General features: G+C 66.8%; 17 protein-coding genes and 3 tRNA genes. 4 read left to right on the forward strand and 16 right to left on the reverse strand.

The window, feature by feature from the left end:
* Nucleotides 1-135 precede the first annotated feature (135 nt).
* The 10 genes from FBZ87_RS01300 to FBZ87_RS01340 all read right to left on the reverse strand — a co-directional run bounded on the left by FBZ87_RS01300 (nt 136) and on the right by FBZ87_RS01340 (nt 10,701).
* Nucleotides 136-1,821 carry a Na+/H+ antiporter gene (locus FBZ87_RS01300; RefSeq protein WP_145608534.1) on the reverse strand — a complete coding sequence of 562 codons (1,686 nt, stop codon included), beginning with the start codon at nt 1,819-1,821 and terminating at the stop codon, nt 136-138.
* A 64-nt stretch (nt 1,822-1,885) separates the two neighbouring features.
* Nucleotides 1,886-2,044 (reverse strand): hypothetical protein, encoded by a 159-nt coding sequence (locus FBZ87_RS29020; RefSeq protein ID WP_186454508.1) that lies wholly within the window; start codon nt 2,042-2,044, stop codon nt 1,886-1,888.
* Between the two features lie 53 nt (nt 2,045-2,097).
* Nucleotides 2,098-2,949 carry a hypothetical protein gene (locus tag FBZ87_RS01305; protein WP_145608536.1) on the reverse strand — a complete coding sequence of 284 codons (852 nt, stop codon included), beginning with the start codon at nt 2,947-2,949 and terminating at the stop codon, nt 2,098-2,100.
* A 325-nt stretch (nt 2,950-3,274) separates the two neighbouring features.
* Nucleotides 3,275-3,349 (reverse strand) — tRNA-Val (locus FBZ87_RS01310).
* A gap of 321 nt (nt 3,350-3,670) precedes the next feature.
* Nucleotides 3,671-3,943 (reverse strand): HU family DNA-binding protein, encoded by a 273-nt coding sequence (locus tag FBZ87_RS01315; RefSeq protein WP_004274300.1) that lies wholly within the window; start codon nt 3,941-3,943, stop codon nt 3,671-3,673.
* A gap of 160 nt (nt 3,944-4,103) precedes the next feature.
* On the reverse strand, nt 4,104-6,512 hold the full coding sequence (gene lon / locus FBZ87_RS01320; protein ID WP_145608538.1) for an endopeptidase La: 2,409 nt from the start codon (nt 6,510-6,512) through the stop codon (nt 4,104-4,106).
* 360 nt (nt 6,513-6,872) lie between these two features.
* Nucleotides 6,873-8,138 carry an ATP-dependent Clp protease ATP-binding subunit ClpX gene (gene clpX, locus FBZ87_RS01325; RefSeq protein ID WP_040849805.1) on the reverse strand — a complete coding sequence of 422 codons (1,266 nt, stop codon included), beginning with the start codon at nt 8,136-8,138 and terminating at the stop codon, nt 6,873-6,875.
* Between the two features lie 265 nt (nt 8,139-8,403).
* Entirely contained in the window at nt 8,404-9,039 is a 636-nt protein-coding gene (gene clpP / locus FBZ87_RS01330; RefSeq protein WP_145608540.1) for an ATP-dependent Clp endopeptidase proteolytic subunit ClpP, read from the reverse strand.
* 131 nt (nt 9,040-9,170) lie between these two features.
* Nucleotides 9,171-10,508 carry a trigger factor gene (gene tig, locus FBZ87_RS01335; RefSeq protein ID WP_145608542.1) on the reverse strand — a complete coding sequence of 446 codons (1,338 nt, stop codon included), beginning with the start codon at nt 10,506-10,508 and terminating at the stop codon, nt 9,171-9,173.
* A gap of 108 nt (nt 10,509-10,616) precedes the next feature.
* A tRNA-Leu gene (locus FBZ87_RS01340) sits at nt 10,617-10,701 on the reverse strand.
* Between the two features lie 363 nt (nt 10,702-11,064).
* Between FBZ87_RS01340 and FBZ87_RS01345 the strand changes: the two genes are divergently transcribed.
* A complete protein-coding gene (locus FBZ87_RS01345; protein ID WP_145608544.1) occupies nt 11,065-11,766 on the forward strand; it encodes a GNAT family N-acetyltransferase in 702 nt (233 codons plus the stop codon).
* Between the two features lie 76 nt (nt 11,767-11,842).
* Here FBZ87_RS01345 and FBZ87_RS01350 read toward each other — a convergent pair whose 3' ends face one another.
* From FBZ87_RS01350 to FBZ87_RS01365, 4 genes are all read right to left on the reverse strand, one after another.
* Nucleotides 11,843-14,191: a transketolase gene (locus tag FBZ87_RS01350; protein ID WP_211106806.1), complete on the reverse strand. Its 2,349-nt coding sequence runs from the start codon at nt 14,189-14,191 to the stop codon at nt 11,843-11,845.
* A gap of 161 nt (nt 14,192-14,352) precedes the next feature.
* Nucleotides 14,353-16,173, reverse strand: a complete 1,821-nt coding sequence (locus tag FBZ87_RS01355) for a hybrid sensor histidine kinase/response regulator (RefSeq protein ID WP_211106807.1) — start codon at nt 16,171-16,173, stop codon at nt 14,353-14,355.
* 467 nt (nt 16,174-16,640) lie between these two features.
* Nucleotides 16,641-16,892 (reverse strand): hypothetical protein, encoded by a 252-nt coding sequence (locus tag FBZ87_RS01360; protein WP_138918590.1) that lies wholly within the window; start codon nt 16,890-16,892, stop codon nt 16,641-16,643.
* Between the two features lie 486 nt (nt 16,893-17,378).
* A complete protein-coding gene (locus FBZ87_RS01365) occupies nt 17,379-18,950 on the reverse strand; it encodes an NAD(P)H-hydrate dehydratase (protein WP_145608548.1) in 1,572 nt (523 codons plus the stop codon).
* A 125-nt stretch (nt 18,951-19,075) separates the two neighbouring features.
* On the opposite strand from FBZ87_RS01365, the gene FBZ87_RS01370 reads away from it, so the two are divergent.
* The gene (locus tag FBZ87_RS01370) at nt 19,076-19,732 is read left to right on the forward strand and encodes a glycine-rich domain-containing protein (RefSeq protein ID WP_211106808.1); all 657 of its coding nucleotides are present in this window, start codon (nt 19,076-19,078) and stop codon (nt 19,730-19,732) included.
* An 18-nt stretch (nt 19,733-19,750) separates the two neighbouring features.
* Here FBZ87_RS01370 and FBZ87_RS01375 read toward each other — a convergent pair whose 3' ends face one another.
* Both FBZ87_RS01375 and FBZ87_RS01380 read right to left on the reverse strand, forming a co-directional pair.
* Nucleotides 19,751-20,116 carry an MmcQ/YjbR family DNA-binding protein gene (locus FBZ87_RS01375; protein WP_145608552.1) on the reverse strand — a complete coding sequence of 122 codons (366 nt, stop codon included), beginning with the start codon at nt 20,114-20,116 and terminating at the stop codon, nt 19,751-19,753.
* A gap of 124 nt (nt 20,117-20,240) precedes the next feature.
* Nucleotides 20,241-20,316, reverse strand: a tRNA-His gene (locus FBZ87_RS01380).
* Nucleotides 20,317-20,802: 486 nt separating this feature from the next.
* Here FBZ87_RS01380 and FBZ87_RS01385 point away from each other — a divergent pair.
* Complete coding sequence (locus tag FBZ87_RS01385) at nt 20,803-21,141, forward strand: P-II family nitrogen regulator (RefSeq protein ID WP_004274165.1); 339 nt, start codon at nt 20,803-20,805, stop codon at nt 21,139-21,141.
* A gap of 236 nt (nt 21,142-21,377) precedes the next feature.
* Nucleotides 21,378-22,787, forward strand: coding sequence for a type I glutamate--ammonia ligase (gene glnA / locus FBZ87_RS01390; protein ID WP_145608554.1), 1,410 nt, complete (start codon nt 21,378-21,380; stop codon nt 22,785-22,787).
* Nucleotides 22,788-22,901 lie beyond the last annotated feature (114 nt).

The raw sequence follows: 22,901 nt of genomic DNA on the forward strand, positions 1-22,901 counted from the left end.
GGATGGACCGAGGGTAGCACTTTCCAGGAAGGCGCCCGACGGGAAAACGACCACTGCTGTTGGATAGGGGCAGCCATGTGTGGGCCGGCAGCGACCCCGCCACCGCAAGTGGCGGCGGCAACACCGGGGCTGCGCCTAAAGCACGCGGGAGCGGCCGAGGGACGCTTCCATCATGTCCAGGCTGTGCATCATGCGGCGCCAGGTCTCGTCGCTGATGGCGTGGGTGCGGTGCAGACGCGCCAGCTCATCGCGCTTGGCCCGGACCGCCGCCAGCCGCAGCTCCGCCTCGATGGCCAAGCGCCGGCGGCTCAACACCCGGGCATCCACCGGCATGTCGGGGTCCTCCACCTGGCGGCGGTAGAACTCCATCAGGCGCAGCGCCGCCTCCGTATAAAGATCGGCCTCGGATGCGGCGGGAGACACGGCCTGGTGGGCCTGCTCCAGACGGCGCAGGGCAGCGCGGGCCAGGGCGGCCTCCGCCACCCTCTCCTCCTCCACCGTAAGGTCCTCTCCCGGCATGCTGAGGCCGCGCAGCAGCCAGGGCAGCATCAGGCTGGCCATGGGCAGCGACACCAGGATGACGCCGGAGGCCAGGAAAATGGCGACGTCACGACCGGGAAAAGCCACGCCCTCCCGCAGCCAGACCGGCAGGGACAGGACGCCCGCCAGGGTGACGGCGCCGCGCACGCCGGAAACGGTGGTGACGCTGACCAGGCGGAAGGTTGAGCCGGCGGCCCCCCCGGCCCGCGCGCGCCCCCGCCGCTGGGCAATGGCCCGGCTGACCAGCAGCGACAGCCAGACCCATACCAGCCGCAGGGTCAGCAGGGCGCCGACGATGGCGGCGACATGCAGGCCCAGCCAGCCGAGGCTGACCGGCATATCCATGGGCCCGGTGTGCGGGGCGCCCGCCTGCATGGCGATCATGGGCGCCTGGACCAGGATGCCGGGCAGTTGCCAGCCCAGCAGCACGAAGATGACGCCGTTGAGGGTGAACTGGATCATGTCGCCCACCGCCGTGCCCTGCAGGCGGGTGGCCACCTGCCCCGACTCCTCCAGCGGCAGCAGGTTCAGCGTCATGCCGGCGGCGACCGCCGCCAGGATGCCGGACATGTCCAGATGCTCCGCCGCCAGATAGGCGGCGAAGGGAACCAGCAGCATGGTCAGGATGGTGGCGGCGGGGGAATCGCCCCGCAGGCGTATGATCCAGCTCTGGACCAGGTGCACGGCGGCCACCACGACCACGCCCACCAGCAGGCCGCCGCCCGCCGCCCAAAGGAAGGCCACCGCCGCGCCGCCGATGGAAAAGGTGCCGGTGAGCGCCGCGGTCACGGCGAACTGCAGGCACACCAGGCCGGAGGCGTCGTTCAGCAGTGCCTCCCCCTCCAATATATGCTTCAAGCGGCGGGGCATGCCGCCGCCGGCCGCCATACCCGACACGGCCACGGCGTCGGTGGGCGACAGCACGGCCGCCAGCGCGAAGGCGGTGGACAGGGGGACGGCCGGCAGCAGCCAGTGGATGACATGGCCCGCCCCCACCACGGTGAACACCACCAGGCCCACCGCCAGGGTCACGATGATGCCGCCCAGGCGCCGCAACTCCGTCGCGGGGAATCGCCAGGCGTCCAGGAACAGCAACGGCGGAATGAACACCAACAGGAAGAGGTCGGGGTTGAGGACGATGGGCACGCCCGACGCCCAGCCCAACGCCGCCCCCAGCGCCACCTGGATCAAGGGCTGGGGCACCCGCGTCACGAACCGGCCGATGATGCCGGAAACCGCTACGGTCACCAGCAGGATGAGGACGGCGGTCATCGTTTCCATGGGGCGTCTAGTCCAGGCGCGGGGGCGGGCAGCGGGGGCGGGCAGGCGTTTCCGGGCGGGCGAATTAGCGTCCTGACCGGTCCCGGCCCGCCAGCAAGGCCGCCGCCAGGACGACGGCGCCCAGGACGATGACCAGGACGTTCATCCACGGGCCAGCGCTGCGATCATGGTTCATATCCCAGACGCGCCCGCCGATCATGGCCAAGCCCAGGATGATCAGCAAGATTCGATGCTGGCGGGTTAGCCCGCCGGCCCCGTCAGGCGGCAGGAGACCCATCACCGCCCCTGGCCGCCCGCGGCCGGCAGGACCTGGGCAGCCGTGCCGTCCTGGCTCAACGCCCGGTGCGCCCGGGCAAGGGCCACGCCCAGCAAGGCGACGCAGATGAAATTCACCACGGCCATGGCCAAGGTCCACAAGAGACTGACGACCACGTCGGTGCTGGCGGCCATCAAGTCGCCTATAAACAGTCTGTTGAAGAAGAAGCAGGGAAGCTGGAATGCCGCCTGACTGATCAGCACCACGCCAGTCAGACGCCAACCCAGGACAGACGAAGCTCTCCAGTACTTGCCGAAGGCGGGTTGCTCGCCTTGCAGAATAGCGACCAAACCAATACCCAAGCGCACGGTAACATGTAGCGCCAGCACACCCACGGCGATCGCTGCAGCGGCCCCAGCCAGCCAGACGCCAGGCCCCGCCTGATCTTCAGTTGTCGGATCCACCAGCAGGGCTTTGACGAAAAAAAGGACCATCAAGAGAATGGCCCCTGTGAAGAAGTAGAGGATCTGCCAGCCGGTGGCGGCCCACTCGTTGCGCCCGAAGCCAGGTTGCAGGAAAGTCACCGGCTCCTTGCTGGTATGAATCCAACGGCTCCAGGCAGAGAGGGAGCGCATATGTGCCCAGGTCTGGAAGACGGCGGTGATAAGAAGGAGGAAGCCGAACTCTTCCATTCGCTCGTCATTGAGCTCATGACCGACGAACTGGATGTTGCGCGTTTGAAAAAAAAGGGCAGTCGCCAGACTGAAGACGGCCGGCATACCCAGGAAACGGACGATGCGCGCCGGGTTGGCGAATACCTCGCGATAAAGATCGACCACTTCCCCCCAGATCGACTGCCCGTTCGACGCCATGCCCCCTCCAAAACCGGACGCCGTCGCCGCCGTCCTCACATGCGCAACCACCACCGTCCCCGCTGCATAAGGGTGAGGATGGGAAGGCTCCGCGCGCTTTGCCAATCACAGAAATGCCCCGTGCCGCTGGATCGCCCCTATATGGGCAACCCGGGGGGATGATTACAGGTTTGCCCCGCCGGTCAAAGTGACAATCCGGGGCCAAATGGCATAGCGACACCAGCCGCCGCCCCGGCCTTCGACCCGTTGACGCCCTGCTGCGGGTGTCTGGGCGAAAGACTGGCGGCATGCTGTCCTGGACCTGGAGCGATGGGACCTGTGGCGATGGTGGGCGGTGAGGGATTTGAACCCCCGGCCCGATGCGTGTAAAGCACCTGCTCTACCCCTGAGCTAACCGCCCATCGCGTCCGACCAGCCCCCCGCCGTCAAGCGGGTCGCCGGGACATGAGGCTTTAGCGGCCCGTGACCCGTTTGGGAACCCCTTTTGCGAAAGGGGGCCTGGAAAAATAATAATGCCGCGGAAACAAAAAAGACGGGAACACCCATTGGCGTCCCGCCTTTTATAAGCACTGGGCTCGGGACTGTAGCCGGCCATGGCCGGTGTCCCCCGAGCGCACCGCCCCATAGTTGGAGCGGCGTGCCTGAACATCCGGGCGGGGGCGGGCCGCAGGCTGCGGCGACCGGCCCCCAAGACCGGCATAAAACGGCGGTTGGGCCGTTCTTAGTTCAGCGCGTCCTTCAGGCCCTTGCCGGGCTTGAACTTCGGCTGCTTGCTGGCGGCGATGGAGATCGCCTCGCCCGTACGCGGGTTGCGGCCTTCCGAAGCGGCGCGCTCGGCAACGGCGAAGGTGCCGAAACCAACCAGGCGAACCTCATCACCCTTCTTGAGGGCTTCGGTGATGCCCTCGAACACCGCATCGACCGCCTTGTTCGCATCAGCCTTGGACAGCTCCGCACTCGCGGCGACGGCGGCAACGAGATCGTTCTTATTCACTTAAGGCCCCCCTTCTTGAAGCAGGAATCTGATCTTGGATTTCGTCCCGGTCGCGGGGCACGCGCCGGGATTGGGATTCGGTTCGGACGTACGGCCCCGGGGTTATCCGCCCCGGGGCCGTCGCGTCAGGTCTTCAATTCACACGATTTCGGTTCGTACTTCAATGCCGAATCACGTCATCCTTACCGTCTTCCGCGGCTTTCGCGGCGACGGGCTCAACGACTTCCGGCTCCGACCACTCGATCGGCACCAGCGGCTGCACCAGCGCGTTGGCCAGCACCTCGTCCGCCGTCGTCACCGGGATGATGGTCAGGCCGCGCTTGACGTTGTCGGGAATGTCAGCGAGGTCCTTCTCATTATCCTTTGGAATCAACACGGTCTTGATGCCGCCGCGCAAAGCCGCCAGCAATTTCTCCTTCAGGCCGCCGATGGGCAGGACCCGACCGCGCAGTGTGATTTCGCCGGTCATGGCGACATCCTTGCGCACGGGAATGCCCGTCAGCACCGACACGATGGAGGTTGTCATCGCAACGCCAGCGGACGGACCGTCCTTAGGCGTAGCCCCTTCGGGTACATGGACGTGAATATCCTTGCGCTCGAAAAGCGTCGGTTTGATGCCGAATTGGGCGGAGCGGGACTTCACGAAGCTCTCGGCGGCCTGCACCGATTCCTTCATGACGTCGCCCAGCTTGCCCGTGGTGGTGACGCGGCCCTTGCCGCGCAGCATCACCGCCTCGATGGTCAGCAGCTCGCCGCCCACCTCGGTCCAGGCAAGACCGGTGGTGCAGCCCACCAGATCCTCCTTCTCCGCCTCGCCATAGTGGAACCGGCGCACGCCGGCATACTTGTCGAGGTTGCGACGGGTGATCGACACCTTGTCGACCCCCTTCATCAGGATCTCCTTGATGGCCTTGCGGGCCAGGTTGGCGATCTCACGCTCCAGGCTGCGCACGCCGGCTTCCCGGGTGTAGTAGCGGATGAGGTCGCGCAACGCGTCGTCGGAGATGGTGAACTCGCCCGCCTTCAGGCCGTGCGACTTCAGCTCCTTGTCGATCAGGTGGCCGCGGGTGATCTCGATCTTCTCGTCTTCGGTGTAGCCCGACAGCCGGATCACCTCCATGCGGTCCAGCAGAGGCTGGGGCATGCGCAGGGTGTTGGCCGTGCAGACGAACATCACGTCGGAGAGGTCGTAGTCCACCTCGAGGTAGTGATCGTTGAAGGTGCCGTTCTGCTCGGGATCCAGGACCTCCAGCAGGGCGGAGGACGGGTCGCCCCGCCAATCGGCGCCCAACTTGTCGATCTCGTCCAGCAGGAACAGCGGATTCGACGACTTCGCCTTCTTCATGCCCTGGATGACCTTGCCGGGCATGGAGCCGATGTAGGTGCGGCGGTGGCCGCGCACCTCGGCCTCATCCCGCACGCCGCCTAGCGACACGCGGACGAAGTTGCGGCCCGTGGCCTTGGCGATGGACTTGCCGAGCGAGGTCTTGCCGACGCCGGGCGGGCCGACGAGGCACAGGATGGGACCCTTCACCTTGTCCATGCGCTGCTGCACGGCCAGGTACTCCAGGATACGCTCCTTGACCTTCTCCAGGCCGTAGTGATCGGCATCCAGGATGGCCTCGGCCCCCTTGATGTCCTTCTTCACCTTGGTGCGCTTCTTCCACGGAATGGACAGCATCCAATCCAGGTAGTTGCGCACGACCGTCGCCTCGGCGGACATGGGGCTCATGGTCCGCAGCTTCTTGACCTCAGCCAGCGCCTTTTCCCGGGCTTCCTTGCTGAAGCGGGTCTTGGCGATGCGTTCCTCGAGCTCGGCGACCTCGTCCTTGCCATCCTCGGACTCGCCGAGTTCCTTCTGGATGGCCTTCATCTGCTCGTTCAGATAGTACTCGCGCTGGGTCTTCTCCATCTGCCGCTTGACGCGGTTGCGGATGCGCTTTTCCACCTGCAGTACGCCGATCTCGCCTTCCATGAAGGCGTAGACCTTCTCCAGCCGCTCACCCACCGTCGCCGCTTCCAGAAGCTGCTGCTTCTCCGGAATCTTCAGCGCCAGGTGCGAAGCGATGGTGTCGGCCAGCTTGCCCGGTTCCTCAATCTGGTTGACCGAGACCAGGACCTCCGGCGGAATCTTCTTGTTCAGCTTGATGTACTGTTCGAACTGGGCCACCGCGGCGCGGGCCAAAGCCTCCGCCTCTTGCGCTTCGCCCGTCTTTTCCTCGATGGGCTCGGCATAGGCCTGGAAGAAGTCCTCATTGCGCTCGAAACTGACGATGCGCGCACGCTGCCCGCCTTCGACCAGCACCTTCACCGTCCCGTCGGGCAGCTTCAGCAACTGCAGCACGGTGCCGATGGTGCCGACGGAATAGATGTCGTCGGGCGTGGGATCGTCCTGGGCGGCGTTCTTCTGGGTGACCAGCAGGATCTGCTTGTCATCCTTCATCACGTCTTCCAGCGCGCGCACCGACTTTTCGCGCCCCACGAACAGGGGCACGATCATGTGCGGGAACACCACGATGTCGCGCAGGGGGAGGACCGGGTAAAGGGTTCCTCGGGTGGCTTCCAACATAGATCTGACCTTCCACTCAGAATCTCAGCGGCCAGCCCGTAATGGGCCTGGCCCGCCATCCACCAGCCGCCCCGTCATGGGCACGGCGTCGGGAGGTCGCCCTGGTAACGTGGCACACCGATCCCCCCCCTTCAAGGGCTTGAACCCGACGAAATCTGCGCTACGGAAGGGTCGGACGGCGGGAAACTCGCGCTTTTGCAACCATGTGGCCCGCCATTTGGGACCCTCGCGGTCCCAAGTGCCTGGATTCCGGACCAATTATGCGGCGAAGGCAAAATAAAACCCGGGAAACCCCCACGATCAGGGACTTCCCGGGTCTCAAGACTATCCAAACTGGCTATCGCCGATGCACGGGCCCCGTCAGGCGACGGGGGCGGCCTCCGCCTTGCGGTCGGCGTAGATGTACAGCGGCTGGGCGCGGCCCTCGACCACCTCGCCATTGATGACGATCTCATCCACGCCCTGCAGGCCCGGCAGATCGAACATCGACTCCAGCAGGATGGACTCCATGATGGAGCGCAGGCCACGGGCGCCGGTCTTGCGCTGAATGGCCTTGTTGGCGATGGACTTCAGAGCCTCTTCGGCGAAGGACAGCTTCACGTCCTCCATCTCGAACAGGCGCTGATACTGCTTCACCAGCGCGTTCTTGGGCTTGGTCAGGATCTCGATCAGCGCTTCCTCGTCCAGGTCGTTCAGCGTCGCCACCACGGGCAGACGGCCGACGAATTCCGGGATGAGGCCGAACTTCAGCAGATCCTCAGGCTCCACCTCGCGCAGCACGTCGCCGGTGCGGCGGTCGTCCGGGCCCTTCACATCGGCGCCGAAGCCGATGGACGTGCCCTTGCCGCGGGCGGCGATGATCTTCTCCAGGCCGGCGAAGGCGCCGCCGCAGATGAACAGGATGTTGGTCGTGTCCACCTGCAGGAATTCCTGCTGCGGATGCTTGCGCCCGCCCTGCGGCGGCACGGAGGCGACGGTGCCTTCCATGATCTTCAGCAAGGCCTGCTGCACGCCCTCGCCCGACACGTCGCGGGTGATGGACGGGTTGTCGGACTTGCGGCTGATCTTGTCGACCTCGTCGATGTAGACGATGCCACGCTGCGCCCGCTCAACATTGTAGTCCGCGGCCTGCAGCAGCTTGAGGATGATGTTCTCCACGTCCTCGCCCACGTAACCGGCTTCGGTCAGCGTGGTGGCGTCGGCCATGGTGAAGGGGACGTCAATGATGCGGGCCAGCGTCTGGGCCAACAGGGTCTTGCCACAGCCCGTAGGGCCGATCAGCAGGATGTTGGACTTCGCCAGTTCGACGTCGCTGTGCTTGGTGCCGTGTGCCAGCCGCTTGTAGTGGTTGTGCACGGCGACCGAGAGCACGCGCTTGGCGTGGCTCTGCCCGATGACGTAGTCATCCAGCACCGCGCAGATGTCGCGTGGGGTGGGAACGCCGTCGCGGGACTTCACCAGCGTCGTCTTGTTCTCTTCGCGGATGATGTCCATGCACAATTCCACGCATTCATCGCAGATGAACACCGTGGGGCCGGCAATGAGCTTCCGCACCTCGTGCTGGCTCTTCCCGCAGAAGGAGCAGTAGAGGGTATTCTTCGAATCGCTGCCGGTCGACTTGGTCATAAAAGCTCCGTACATCACCGGGACAGTCACCCGGAGCCATCACGATGACGGAACCGGGGCCCGATCCTCCCGGGATCGGCCGGCGGACAAGGGGATGAAACACCGCTCACCCGCCACTGCCTGCCCATTCAACACCACGGAACGCTGGGCTTTCAACCCCCCGTGTGTCTCTTCGTGTCCGAACACCCATACCGGGGTATCCCGGTGGGGGCGTTCCGGCGGAAGGTTAATCCCGCCGGAGCCCGGACGCTAAACCGTTGGCACCTCAGGCCGCCTGGGCGGTCCCACCGGCGCCGGGACGGGTGGCGATGACGTCGTCGATCAAGCCGAACGCCTTGGCCTCGTCCGCGGTCATGAAGTTGTCACGCTCCATCGCCCGCTCGATCTTGTCGATCGGCTGGCCGGTGTGGCGCACGTAGATCTCGTTGAGGCGATGCCGGATCTTCAGGATCTCGCGCGCCTGGATTTCGATGTCCGCCGCCTGGCCCTGGGCGCCGCCCGAGGGCTGGTGGATCATGATGCGGCTGTTGGGCAGCGAGAAGCGCCGCCCCTCGGAGCCGCCGGCCAGCAGCAGCGAGCCCATGGAGGCCGCCTGGCCGATGCACAGGGTCGCCACCGGGCAGCGGATGTACTGCATGGTGTCGTAGATCGCCAAGCCCGAGGTGACGATGCCGCCCGGCGAATTGATGTAGAAGGAGATTTCCTTCGTGGGGTTTTCCGCTTCCAGGAACAGAAGCTGGGCGCAGATCAGGCTGGACACCGCGTCGTTCACGCCACCGACGAGGAAGATGATCCGTTCCTTCAACAGGCGCGAATAGATGTCGTAGGCCCGCTCACCCCGGTTGGTCTGCTCGACCACCATGGGGACCAGCGTGTTCATCTGCGGCTCAAAGTCGATCATGCCTGCTCCAGCGCTGCGTCCGACCCGGGGGCCATCCCCGGGCCCGTTGCCGGTCCGGGGGAGGGACGATCCCTCCCCCATTCCGTTTGAATACCGAGGCCCGTCAGAAACCGAAGACGGGAGACGCGACCTTAGGCCGCCTCTTCCTCATCGGGGTCCTGCATCAGCTCTTCAGCCGACACGGGCTTCTCCGTCACCTTAACCTGTCCCAGGATGAAGTCGACAACCTTGTCTTCAAAAACCGGGGCCCGCAGGCTTTCGACCGCCTGGGGGTTGTTCTTGAAGAAGTCGAAAACCTCACGCTCCTGGCCCGGGTAGCGCCGCACCTCGGCCAGCACGGCCTGGTTCAGCTCTTCCCTCGCCACCGTTATATTGTTCTTCTGACCGATCTCGGAAAGGACCAGGCCCAAACGAACACGCCGGACGGCGATGTCGCGGTACTCCTTCCGGAGCTCCTCCTCGTCCTTGCCGGCGTCCTCGCCCGCGTCGCCGGCCTTCAGCTCGTCCTGCAGGCGCTTCCAGATCTGGTCGAATTCGATATCGACCATGCCCTGCGGCACCTCGAAGCTGTGCAGCTCCGCCAGCTGGTCCAGCAGGGCGCGCTTGGCGCGCAGGCGGCTCATGACGGTGTAGTCGCCGCCCAGGCGATCCCGGATCACGGTCTTCAGCACGGCCAGGTCGTCGAAGCCCAGGCCCTTGGCGAACTCGTCGTCGATGGTCGCCTCGACCGCCTGCTTCACTTCCTTCACGTCCACCTCGAACACGGCGGCCTTACCGGCCAGCTCGGCGGCGTGGTAGCCCTCGGGGAAGGTGACGTTGACGGTGCGGTGGTCACCAGCGCGCGTACCCTCCAGCTGCTCCTCGAAGGTGTCGATGAAGCTGCCGGAGCCCAGCTCCAGCTCATGGCCCTCGCCCTTCATGCCGGGGCGCTTCTCACCGTCGACCGAACCGTCGAAGTCGATGACGACGATGTCGCCCTTGGCGGCCGGACGGTCCTCGGTCAGCGGCGCGGAGGTCTTGCGGCCGGCGGCGATGCGGCCCACGGCCTCGTCCACCTGTTCATCGGTGATCTCGACCACCGGCTTCTCGATGGCGACGCCGCTGAGGTCGGCGGGCTCGAATTCCGGCAGCACCTCGTAGGCCAGCTTGAACTCCAGGTCGCTGGCGCTCTCGACCTCGAACTTCACGATCTCGACCTTGGGCTGCAGGGCGGGACGCAGGCTGTGCTGCTCGACCACCTTGGCGGCGCTGTCGGACATGGCCTTGTCCAGCACTTCACCCATCACCGACTGCCCATAGCGCTGCTTCAGCACCGACATCGGCACCTTGCCCGGGCGGAAGCCCGGCATGCGCACGGTCTTGCCAATTTCCTTCAGCTGGGCGTCCACGCGGCCGGCCACGTCGGCGGCGGGGATGACGACCGTGTATTCGCGGCGCAGGCCTTCGGTGCTGGTCTCGGTGATGTTCATGGGACTATTCGAACCTGTCTCTTTGATCGGCCCCGGATGCCGGCGTTCCCGGCCCCTGGGTGCCCGGGGCCGGACGGACCACGGGCGGTTGGGTTGATATCTCGTGCTTGGTGCGGGCGAAGGGACTCGAACCCCCACGACTTTCGTCACCGGAACCTAAATCCGGCGCGTCTACCAGTTCCGCCACGCCCGCGGCCAAACCCGGTTCTAGGATCGCTTGGGCGCCCCGTTCCCAGAAGCCCGCCCCCGCCGACGCCGGCGGCGCCAATGGGGAATAGGCATGGAAATAGCGCCCGGACCCTTCCAGGCGCCGTCCGATCTATAGCACCCGCGCACCCGCGTAAATAGGAATCTAGGCCAGGGGTGGGGCCTATCAAAGGGCCGAGCGCCGCCCGTCCCACCCCACCGGTCAGCCCCGCCGGCCAGACCGAAAGTGGCGGCCATTGCGAAGCCCATCGACGAATCACCCCATGAAGCCGGCTATCGGCGGCAACGAAGTGCTTGTTATGCTGTATTTCCCCAAGGACCGCCCGCGCCAACCGAGGTTCCCCGCCGCATGACCGCCGCCGCCATGACCGCCCCATCGCCGCCCCTCATTCCCGACCTGCCCCGCCCGGCCCTGACCGCCGACCGGCTGCCCGGCCGCACGGTGGATCTGGAACGGATCGACTTGGACCGCCATGCCCCTGGCCTGTGGCTGGCGATCGGCCAGCACGCCAACCTGTGGGACCACATTCCCGGCGGCCCCTTCGCGGACCAGGCGGCCTTTACCCAATGGCTGCGCGACCGCCTGCCCCGGCCGGGGCAGACCATGTACGCGGTGATGGACAAGACGGGCGGCGCGCCGGCGGCCGCCGGCCTGCTGCTGCTGCTGAACGCCAACCCCGACATGGGAACGGTGGAGATGGGCCTGGTCTACGGCCCCCTCCTCAGCCGCAAGGTGACCGGGACGGAGGGCGTGTTCCTGCTGATCGACTATGCGCTGGGCCAAGGGGCGGGCCAGGGGGGCTATCGCCGCCTGGAATGGCGCTGCGGCCCGCCCAACGTCGCCTCCATCAAGGCGGCGCTGCGCTACGGCTTCACCCATGAGGGGTTGCTGCGCCAGACCTTGTGGCTGAAGGGCCGCAACTGGGACAGCAACGTCTTTTCCATTCTGGATGCGGAATGGCCGGCGCGCCGCCAGCGCCTGGCGGCTTGGCTGGCGCCGGAGAACTTCACGGCCCACGGCACCCAGATCAGGGCATTGGGAGAGTTCTGAGGGTCTGTGTCGCCCTCAAGCGGCGGCCGCGGGCCACCACCGGCATGGGGGCTCATGCCGGTGGCTTGGTCGCATATCAGCCCAAAAGCACCTTGGCGCACGCGTCCACGATGGCGTCGGCATCCAGGCCCTGGACCCGATACAGGTCGGGGATGTCGGCGGACTGGCCGAACGTCTCAACCCCCAGGGCCGCCACGGTCTGGCCGCGCACGGAGCCCAGCCAGGACAGGGTGGCGGGATGGCCGTCGATGACGGTCACCAGCTTGGCACCGGCCGGCAGGGCCGACAGCAAGCGGTGGACATGGGCGTCGCCGCCCCTGCCCTGCCGTTGCGCCGCCGTCCACCCGGCGTGCAGCCGATCCGGCGAGGTCACCGCCAGCAGGCCGGCGCCGGGGCAGTCCTCCAGCACCTGGGCATGGGCCTCCAGCGCCTCGGGCGCCAGGGCGCCGCAATAGACGATGGCGAACTCCGCATCCGGCGCCGGCGGGCGCAGCCAATACCCGCCGGCGATGACGGCGTCGCGGTCCAGGCCCCGGTCGCGCTTGGGCTGGTCCACTTGGCGGGTGGTCAGGCGCAGGTAGAGGGAGCCGCCGTCCGGCCGCTGCATATGGTCGAACCCCCAGGCCATGATGGCCGCCAGTTCATCGACATAGGCGGGCTCATAGCTGGACACGTTGGGCAGGCCCATGCCGATCAGCGGCGTGGCGATGGACTGATGCGCCCCACCCTCCGGCGCCAGGGTGACGCCCGAGGGGGTGGCCACCACCATGAAGCGGGCGTCCTGGTAGGCGGCGTAGTTCATGGCGTCCAGGCCGCGCTTGATGAAGGGGTCGTAAAGGGTGCCGATGGGCAGCAGCCGGGCGCCGAACAGGTCATGGCTGAGGCCCAGGGCCGCCAGCATGAGGAACAGGTTGTGCTCGGCGATGCCCAGCTCGATGTGCTGGCCGCCGGGGGCCCCTTGCCAGCGCTGGGCGGAAACCACCTTCTGTTCGCGGAAGACGTCCTGCGTCTCGGTACGCGCGAACAGGCCGCGCCGGTTCACCCAGGGGCCTAGGTTGGTGGACACGGTGACGTCGGGGGAGGTGGTGACGATGCGCGCGGCCAGGTCGTCGTCGCCCTTGGCGATCTCACCCAGGATTTTGCCGAATCCCTCCTGCGTCGACATGCGGGCGCCCAGATCGACCGCCAGGGCGGGCGGCACCGGGATCGCGGCGGCCTTCAGGCGGCGGCTCGCCTTACCCGGACCGGTACCCTGGGCGAAAGGCACGTCCGCCAGGAAGGCGTCCAGCGCCGCCGGATCGACGTCCAGGCCCGCATACCGGTCCCATTCCTGGCCGTCCTTCAGCCGGCAGGCGGCCTTGAAGGCGGCCATCTGGTCCGGGTTCATCAGGCCGGAATGGTTGTCCTTGTGTCCCTGGAAGGGCAAGCCCCGGCCCTTGACCGTGTAGGCGATGAAGCAAGCCGGGCGGTCGTCGGTCGTACCGTGAAAGGTCTCCAGCAGCGTGGGTAGGTCATGGCCCGCCAGGTTGGTCATGAGGGTGCCCAGGGCCGCGTCGTCATGGGCGTCCAGGATGTGGCGGATGCCGCGCGTGTCGCCCAAGTCGTGGGTCAGCGCCTCGCGCCAGGCGGCCCCGCCCTTGAAGGTCAGGGCGGAATACAGCTGGTTGGGGCAGGTGTCGATCCACTGGCGCAGGGCGTCGCCCCCCTCTTGCGCGAACGCGGCCTCCAGCTTCTTGCCGTACTTCAGGATCTGCACGTTCCAGTCCAGCGAGCGGAACATGCCCTCAATGGGCACCCACAGCCGGTCCGACACCACGCTGTCCAGGCTCTGGCGGTTATAGTCGATGATCCACCAGGTGTTGCGCAGATCGTGCTTCCAGCCTTCCAGCATGGCTTCGAAGACGTTGCCCTCGTCCATCTCGGCATCGCCCACCAGGGCGACCATGCGTCCCTCCGGCTGGTCCGACAGGCCCTTCAGGCGCACATAGTCCTGCACCAGGGAAGCGAAGGCGGTGACGGCGACGCCCAAGCCGACCGAGCCGGTCGAGAAGTCCACATCGTCGGTGTCCTTGGTGCGCGAGGGGTAGCTCTGGGCCCCGCCCAAAGCGCGGAAACGCTCCAGCTTCTCCTGGGTCTGGCGGCCCAGCATGTATTGGATGGCATGGAAGACGGGGCTGGCGTGCGGTTTCACCGCCACCCGGTCCTGCGGCCGCAGCACGTCGAAATAAAGCGCCGTCATGATGCTGGCCAGCGAGGCGCTGGAGGCCTGGTGGCCGCCCACCTTCAACCCGTCGCGCGACGGGCGGATGTGGTTGGCGTTGTGGATGGTCCAGGCCGACAGCCAGAGCACCTTGCGCTCCAGCGCCTCCAGCAGGCGGATCTTGTCGGCGGGGGCGGCCATAACGGTCGAGGCGGCGTCGGGCATACCGTAGATCTTCCCTAAGGGTGGGGCGCGTGCCACCGCGAGGGGAGGCGGCGCCCGATCGTTGCCCAGGGTTATAGACCCGGCCGCGCCGGGCCTGAAGCCCGGTATTTAAAAATTTGCCCCTTGAAAGTTTTGATGCCGTTTCGCCGCAGGCTGGTCCCTCAGGCGTCCAACGCCCCCGCCTGGTCATCCCTCCGGCCTCCGCCCTCGTCCTCCCCGCGCATCGCCTCCTCAATGGCGGCGCGCAGGACCTCGGGCAGGTAGGGCTTGTGGATCAGGACGCAGCCGGTGGCCGACGCCTCCTGGATGCGGGCGGGGTCGGTGTCGCCGGTGACGATGATGCCGGGCAGATGGCGCCGCACCTCGTTGCCCAGGCGGGCCACCAGCTGCACGCCGTTGAGGGGACCGGGCAGGCGGAAGTCGCTGATCACCAGGCCCGGCAGGCGCACGGCGTCGCGCATGGCAGCCAGGGCGTCGTCGGACCCGGCGGCGGTGATGACGCGATAGCCCCAGCTCTCGATGATGGCGCCCAGCGCCATGCGCTGCAGAGCGTCGTCCTCCACCGCCAGGATGGTGCGCGGGTCGCTCTCCCGCTGGGCCGGGCGCTGGCCGTCGCGGGGAAAGGCCCGCAGGCTGTCCCTGGTGGCCGGGGCCCCCACAGCCGGCGCCGTCGGCACGCAAGGCACCAGGACCGAGAAGACCGAGCCACGGCCGGGAACCGAGCGCACGGTGACGGTGGTGCCCAGCAGGCGGGCCATGCGGCGGACGATGCCCAGCCCCAGTCCCAGTCCCTTGGTCCGGTCACGTTCCGGATTGCTCAGCTGGACGAAATCTTCGAACACCGTGTCCAGCTGATCGGCGGAAATGCCCACGCCCGTATCCCACACCTGGACCAGCATGGACCGGCCCCGGCGGCGGGTGGAAACCAGGACGCGCCCGCCGCGGCCGGTGTAGCGGATGGCGTTGGTCAGCAGGTTGCGCAGGATGCATTTCAGCAGGACGGGGTCGGTGTCCGCCTCCTCCAGGGCCGCCTGCGGGCCGGCCTTGGCGGCGGCGCGCAGGCGGATCTCCACCCCCGCCTTCTCGGCGTCGCCCCGTACGGCGCTGACCAGGCCGGCCACCATCGCCTCCAGACCGAAGCGCTGCGGATTCGCCGTCACCGTGCCGGCGTCCAGCACCGACACGTCCAGCAGGGCGCGCAACAGCTCCTCCCCCGCCGATAGCGCTTCCCCCATGCCCGCGATCAGCTTGCGGTCAAGAGCGTTGGCCAACCCGTTGGCGGATGCAGGGCGGAAAACGGCGCCACCGGCAGCCGCCGGGGCAACAGCGGCGCGGCCGTTGGCCGCCCGCTCACTCAGCATATTGTGGTAAAGCCGCATGGTCTGCAGCGGTTGGCGCAGATCATGGCTGATCGCGGCCAGGAAGACGGACTTGGCGCGATTGGCCCTTTCCGCCTCCTCCGCCCGCGCCTGGCTTTCGGCGACGGCGGCGCGTAGCGACTCATAAAGCTGGACATTGGTCAGGGCCACGGCGGTGGAATGGGCAACAGCCTGCAGCAATGCCACCTCCTCGGCCTTGGGCATGCGCACCGTCGCCCAATAGGCGCCGATGGCGGCCACCGGCTCATCCGTGCGGACCGGCACCATCACCAGGCTTTTCACAAAGGTGGGGCGGTAGGCGTCATGGGGGATGCGATCATCCTGATAGATGTCGGGAATGACCGCCGGCTGCCGGTTCAGCATGACCCAGCCGGATATGCAGGTGGACAAGGGAAAGCGCCGGCCCTTCCACAGGGGGCCGATGGCATCCTCATCCGCGTAGTGGCACAGCTCGCCATCCCGCAGGACGAAGGTGACGCCGTCGGCACCGCTCAGCACCCTGGCCGCCATGCGCACCACAGCCATGACGCTGGGCACGTCGCGGCAGAAGGACAAGGCCTGGACCAGATCCACCAGGTCACCCACAGGGCCGGTGAAAGTCACGGGAGGGAACGGAGCCGGGACGGAAGGCGCAGGCGGGATGGGCGCCGACCACGCCGGGGCCTCAGAGGACATCGCGTCTTTCCATCCCATACCGACCGTCCCTAGCACGCCTTCCGGGGCATACCGGCATGGCGGAATGCCTGCCGGCATAGCCACCAGCGAGAGTGGCCCAGGTGGACGATATGGGCAATTCCACCAACTATTCCAGGCCGTTCCGGGGACTACCACCTCCGGCGAGGGACACGCGGCCGGTTCGGCGGGGCGGTTCCGATCCCGTCCACCGCCTGGTCATGATCTGTAGGAAACGCCGCCGGCGTTGCAGCCATGCGGCGGATGCGATGGCCCTCACCCGCGCACCCTCAGGAAAACGCGCAGTCACCCTGGGTGGAGACGGGCTGCCGGGTGGGGTCGGGTTGGAAAGGGTGGTTGCGCAGAAGATGTATGAGCGCACCGAGTAGGGGGTCCCGTCAGCTGGCGACCCGCTCGTTGAACAGGCGGCTGAAGCTTTCAGCCGACAGCGTGCGCTGGTCCGGGGCGCAACTGCCTTCGGGCAGGTTGTTGCGCACCATGAAACGCACGTGTGGGATGTGGAAACTGTCTGTGGTGATGGTCAAGACCTCTGCCGTTTCCGTCACGCTGCCGGAAACGACCCGACGATACTGCGCGCCAACCTGCAACGGATCGTCCAGGCGCGACCGGCGGAAAAGAGAGAAGCCCACACTTGCCCCCCTAATAAAGCAGGCCCGGCACTCCACCCAATGAACAGGGCGTTTATTGGCGCCGACACCAGACGTTCGGGATAAAGGCCCCGTCGCCTTGCCCCGCCCGCGATACCTCGACATGGGTCGGCGCCACCCCCACAGTTCCCAATACTTCGGGAAGCCGACCCTTCCCAGGCCCGGACCAGATACGCGTGCCGGAAGCCCAGTGGGGGTGGAAATGGTTATTGTGCCGGCCAGTCACGCCCCTGGTCGGGGGCAAATGCCGCGAAGCAGTTTCAATCTATATCAAGAGTATCTCATTGTTTTAGTGCGGGCAATGCTTTTGGCATATGGCAAATATGGCATTTTAAATATTCCTGCCGCGACAGGCTGTGGGGGTTGGTCTGCGCCAAAGGGGAGGGCTTAGTCGCCGACGTGGATGTCAGCGGGCTTATCTACAATTTTATAGGATTTTTATTTGGCATCTCGCCGCCCGCCTTGCCGTCACGTTGCCGCCAAGTCCGCCAACAGGGTCGGCACCTGTTCTGGCAAGTCCTCGGCCACCAGGCCGGGACCGAAGCGCAGGGCGGCCCGGGCATGCAGCCAGGCGGCGGCCAGGGCGGCATGCCAGGCGTCCATGCCGCCGGCCAGCAGGCCCAGGCACAGGCCCGCCAGGACGTCACCCGACCCTGCGGTGGCGAGCGTGGGCGGGCCGCCGGCCTCGATGGCGGCACGGCCATCAGGGTGGGCGATGACCGTGTCCGGCCCCTTCAGCAGGATGACCGCACCCAGATGGCGGGCGGCGGCCTGGGCGCGCGTCAGCTTGTCCCCCGCCAGTACGGCGTGCCCCGGCCCGAACAGGCGGGCGAACTCGCCTTCGTGCGGGGTCAGCACCACCCGGCCCGCCAGATGAGCCCCCAGCGCGTCCGCCTGGCCGGCGAAGGCGGTGAAAATGTCGGCGTCCAGCACAAGGCCGAAGCCGGCACCCCCGGAGCCGGCATCCACTTGGCCGCCCGCGCGCCGGCGGGCAGCGGCGACCAGGGCGCGCAGCAGCGCCTGGCCATCGTCGTCCGTACCGGCGCCCGGACCCAGCACGGCTGCCGTGATGCGCGGGTCGGCCAGGATCGCCTCGGCGGCGTGCAGGTCCGCCATGGGGCGCACAATCTGGCTGGGGCTGGAAAGGCGATAGATCAGCTCCGCCGCGGGTGGGCTGGCCACCGTCACCAGGCCCGCGCCGGCGCGCTGCGCGGCGCGCGCCGCCAGACGCGCCGCCCCGGTCATGACCGCCCCGCCCAGCACCAGGGCATGGCCCCGCCTATATTTATGGTCATCGACGCGGGGGCGCGGCAGGTGGCCGGTGAACAAGGCCGGCCCGTTCTCCCAAACGTCCGTGGCCACCGCCGGGTCCGCCAGCACGACATCGGGAATGCCGATGTCGGCCACGATGGTGGCGCCGCAGGCCACACGGCCGGGCAACAGCAGATGCCCCGGCTTTTTGCGGAAGAAGGTGACGGTGACGTCGGCCCGGACCATGACGTCGCCCACCGGCGCGCCGGTGTCGGCGTCCAGGCCGCTGGGCACGTCCACCGCCAGCACGACGGCCCCGCCCCGGCGCGCATCCGCGATGGCGGCCACCACCTCCGCCGCCCTGCCGCCCAGGGGGCGCGACAGCCCCACGCCGAACAGCGCGTCGATCACCACCGTCGCCCCGGCCAGCACGGCGGGTACGGCCTCCAGCACCGAGTCCCGCCCCCAGATCTCCACCCAATCGGCCGCCGCCAGGGCCGCATCACCCGTCAAGCGCTCCAGATCCCCCAGCGTGGCCAAGCGCACGGGCCAGCCGGCGGCGGCCAGATGACGGGCCGCCACGAATCCGTCACCGCCGTTGTTGCCCGGCCCGCACAGCACCGTCACCGGACCCAGGCCGAAGCGCGCCATCACGACGCCCGCCACCGCGCGGCCCGCATGCTCCATCAAGGTGATGCCCGGCACTCCCCCCGCAATGGCGGCGGCATCGGCGGCCCGCATGTGGGCCACGGACAGCAGGGCGAGGGCGGAAGCGGCGGTCGGGGCCATGGGCGGACACTCGGGCGATTGAACGACCAGGGGTTGATGCCGGCGGCGGCAAGACAACGCCACGCTGGCGGCGGCGGGATTCCCCAGGTATAATGGAGTCGTCCGTAACCACCCGTCGAGGGCTTATGTCCGCCATTTGGGGACCGGGTACGTTGATCCTGGCCAGTTGGGCCACCATAGCCGCCTGGGGCGGCCACCTTCTCAACAAACGTCAAAAACGCCTGCGGGCCGTGTTCGTCCACGACCTCTCGCTCGCGACGGAGCGCTTCCGCAAGCGGTATGACCTGGACGCCGCCGGCGCCGCTTTCTGGGAACAGGAGTTCCGGCGTTATTTCGGCCTGATGGCCGCCCCGCAGGGATGGGCGGCAAAACAGCCCTTGGGCGCACCCGACAGCCTGGTCGATGACTATTGGCACGAACTGGTGCTGTGTACCGCCCTGTATGCCGCCTACTGTCAGGCCGTGGCCGGCCGCTTCATCCATCATCATGTCGGCGCCGGTAGCGCGGAGGCTTATGCCCGCACCTGGATCGCCTACAAGGAGTGCTACGGGGCGCCCGACCCGTTGGCATGGCCGGCGCCCAGCCCCCTGGCCGTGGCCTGGGTGAGCAAGACGCGGAGTCACGGCGGCGGTGCGACCGACTCATTCTCCACCAGCGGGGATGGCGGCGGCCAAGGCCACCATCACGGCGGCGGCGGGGATGGGCATGGCCATTGCGGCGGCGGGCACGGCGGATGTGGCGGCCATGGCGGATGCGGGGGCAGTAGCTGCGGCGGCCACTGACGTTCGCCGCAGATCCGACTATGCCGAACCGGCCACGTCGAACCGCCGGACCAGGGTCTTGGGCGCCACCGCGCGCCATTGGCGGTGTAGCAGGCCCATCACCTTGTCCAAAGAGCTCTGGCTGGAGATGGCGGACAAGCGCGCCAACACGATGGGCCAGCCCACATAATGGTCGGTCAGATGATAGACGGCGGGTTCGATAGCCATCAGCAGGGCGCGCTCGTCCGTGTCCACGCCGGTAACAACCAGGGTGTCGCCGTCCTCGCGCAGGCGGGCCAGGAGCTTGCCGCGCACCTTCAGCGCTGGCGTGCCATAGGAGGTGCCCTCCTCTACTCCCGGCCAAGCCAGGGCCCGGGCGCAGATGTCGCCGAAGGTGAAGGTCATGGTGCCGCCCGGCTTGCCTGTCGGGAAGTCAGTCTAGCGCCGCCGCATGGTGAAAGGACCCAGAAAAGCAAAAAGGCGCCCGGTGAGGGCGCCTTTGCTGTCCTTATACATAGTACAAGGAGGATGGGGCGATGGATGGGACTCGAACCCACGACCGCTCGGACCACAACCGAGAGCTCTACCAGCTGAGCTACCACCGCCGCCGTGAGGCGGGTTTCTGCACCACCTGCCCCCACCCCGTCAAGCATTCTGATAAAATAATCTTCACATGCCGGGGTCGCGCCCCGCGATAGGCTGCAATCGAGGCATTGGCATCCCCGCAAATCAGCCACACCGACACCTCAAAGGACAAAATACAGGCTGTTGATTAATTTTTGTGCTGTTGTTTGCATAAGAAGTGCGCATACGTTGGGGGCGGAGGGGCCGGAGGGCCGGGCTCGCCCCGTCGGCCGGGTTGGCATGGGGCGTGCTATCCTGTTGCCCCGGTCCGGCCGGGCCACATGGGGGGCGGCGACGCCTGTTGCGGGATGCGCCCCACCCGTGTTGTCTATGGGCCAGATACCGAATTGAAAATCGTGGGGGGTTTCCGGCATCAGTTCCCAGGCATGCGGCCCCGTTGGGCCCCGCAGTCCCGGCACTGGTGCCGACCATCTCCCGCCCTTGAAGCGAAGGCGTGGCCGTAAGCGATGAAAAAGATCGAAGCCATCATCAAACCGTTCAAGCTGGACGAGGTGAAGGAAGCGCTGCACGAAGTCGGCATCAAGGGCATCACCGTGACCGAGGCCAAGGGCTTCGGCCGGCAGAAGGGCCATACCGAGCTGTATCGCGGCGCGGAGTATGTCGTGGACTTCCTGCCCAAGGTGAAGATCGAGATCGTGATGGACGATCAGTTGGTCGATCGCGCCATTGAGGCTATTCAACAGGCGGCGCATACCGGCCGTATCGGCGACGGCAAAATTTTCGTGACCCCGGTGGAGGATGTCATCCGCATCCGCACCGGTGAACGGGGGCCGGACGCCGTCTGACGCCGGTTCGCCGGATGCCACGCCGGGTGGCATAGACGGAAACGGCCGGGCGCGTTGCCGTCCGGGATATCAATGGTCATCGATCATTGATCATACATTTGGGGCTGGCGGCCCGGGATGGGAGTAACCCAGGGCGCCGGAACATTATGGGATGGGGGGCGCAGCGATGTTCCCGCCCATGCACGCAAAGTCAGTAGTCACCCAACATCTCCCAGAACTTTAGGGAACCCATCAAGATGTCCGATATCGCGAAGTTCTTCGACCTGGTTAAGGAGCACGACGTCAAGTACGTCGACTTCCGTTTCACCGATCCGCGCGGCAAGCTGCAGCACACCGCCCAGCACATCAGCACCGTGAACGAGGAGATGTTCACCGACGGCGTGATGTTCGACGGGTCGTCGATCGCCGGTTGGAAGGCCATCAACGAGTCGGACATGATCCTGATGCCCGACCCCGCCACCGCCATCCTGGACCCGTTCGCCGCCCAGCCGCTGCTGACCGTGTTCTGCGACGTGCTGGAGCCCTCCACCGGCCAGCCCTACAAGCGCGACCCGCGCTCCATCGCCAAGGCCGCTGAGAACTACATGGCCAGCGCCGGCATCGGCGACACCGCCTACTTCGGCCCCGAGGCCGAGTTCTTCGTGTTCGACGACGTGAAGTTCGACGTCTCGATGAACCGCGTCATGTACGAGTTCGACAGCGAGGAAGGCCCCTACACCTCCGCCAAGGCCTATCCAGAGGGCAACCTGGCCCACCGTCCGGCCGTCAAGGGCGGTTACTTCCCGGTGGCCCCGGTCGACGCCGGCCAGGACCTTCGCGCCGAGATGGTGACCGTGCTGGCCGACATGGGCGTCGAGGTCGAGAAGCACCACCACGAGGTGGCCGCGTCCCAGCACGAACTGGGCATCAAGTTCGGCACCCTGGTCCGCATGGCCGACACCATGCAGCTGTACAAGTACGTGGTGCACAACGTCGCCCACGCCTACGGCAAGACCGCCACGTTCATGCCGAAGCCGGTGTTCGGCGACAACGGTTCGGGCATGCACTGCCACCAGTCCATCTGGAAGGAAGGCAAGCCCCTGTTCGCGGGTTCCGGCTACGCCGACCTGTCCGAGACCGCCCTGTACTACATCGGCGGCATCATCAAGCACGCCCGCGCCCTGAACGCCTTCACCAACCCGCTGACCAACAGCTACAAGCGCCTGGTCCCGGGCTACGAGGCGCCGGTGCTGCTGGCCTACTCCTCGCGCAACCGGTCGGCCTCCTGCCGCATCCCGTTCGTGAACAGCCCGAAGGGCAAGCGCGTCGAGGTCCGCTTCCCGGACCCGGGTGCGAACCCCTACCTGGCTTTCGCCGCCATGCTGATGGCCGGCCTGGATGGCATCCAGAACAAGATCCACCCCGGCGACGCGATGGACAAGAACCTGTACGACCTGCCGCCGGAAGAGCTGAAGGAAGTGCCGACCGTCTGCCGTTCGCTGCGTGAGGCCCTGGAGTCCCTTGCGGCCGACAACGCCTTCCTGAAGAAGGGCGATGTCTTCACCGAGGACTTCATCAACAGCTACATCGACCTCAAGATGGAAGAAGTGCTGGCGTTCGAAACCTCGCCGCACCCCATCGAATACAAGATGTACTACTCCGTCTGATTGGATCAGCTTCCTTCAGGGAAGCCTCCTGTTGGGGAAGGGCCGTCCAGCCGGGCGGCCCTTTTCTTTTGCGCTGAGCGTGCCTCCGCCCCCTCTTTCGCACCCTTGCCCGCC

It is taken from the genome of Nitrospirillum amazonense, assembly GCF_007828035.1.
GTDB classification, from domain to species: Bacteria; Pseudomonadota; Alphaproteobacteria; order Azospirillales; family Azospirillaceae; genus Nitrospirillum; species Nitrospirillum amazonense.